Origin of the sequence: Pseudomonas sp. EL_65y_Pfl2_R96 (assembly GCF_963970905.1) — a bacterium.
Taxonomy (GTDB): domain Bacteria; phylum Pseudomonadota; class Gammaproteobacteria; order Pseudomonadales; family Pseudomonadaceae; genus Aquipseudomonas.
In genome coordinates this window covers 1-582 of sequence record NZ_CAXAQH010000166.1, presented here as the reverse complement: position 1 = coordinate 582, position 582 = coordinate 1, and the positions used below count along the sequence as shown (strand labels likewise).

The window sequence follows — 582 nt, the reverse complement described above, 5'->3', positions numbered from 1 at the left end:
TAAACATGTCCAGTCCAGCCTCTTCACTGGCCCATGCCATCGCCGCCGAAGTACTGCGCCGCTTGCCCGATCTCGACGCGCTGATCGATTCGGCGACCAAGACGCGGCTGCCCGATGATGCCAAGGCGCGCTTTGCGCTGCGCATCGCGCTCGTCCAGGCCTTGTCGCTCGGCACGCCGCCGCACGCCGCGATCTCGACCGTGCTGCCGCTGGTCGATGGCGGCCCGCGCAAGCTCGTCCACGGCGTGTTCGGCACGTTGATGCGCGGCGGCGACCAGCTTCCCGAACAGCCGACCCTGCCCGATCCGGTGGCGATCCGGTGGCATGCCGCCTGGGGCGATGACGGGATCGAGGCGGCCGAGCGCGCAATGGCAGCCCCGCCACCGCTCGACCTGACGCTGGCCGATCCGGCCACTACGGCTGCGATGGCGGAGGCGCTGGGCGGCGTGTCGCTGCTGCCCGGCCATGTGCGCCTGCCCTCGGCGCATGTGCCCGAATTGCCGGGATTCGAGGACGGAAGTTGGTGGGTACAGGATATCGCCGCTTCGCTGCCCGCACGCTTGCTCGGGCGTGGCCCCGGCG

At 70.6% G+C, this 582-nt stretch carries 1 protein-coding gene; it reads left to right on the top strand.

Annotated features, from left to right (window positions below; all coding sequences use genetic code 11):
• Positions 1-582: transcription antitermination factor NusB (locus AACY49_RS30025; protein ID WP_339527855.1), on the top strand; the 582-nt coding region annotated here is incomplete at both ends.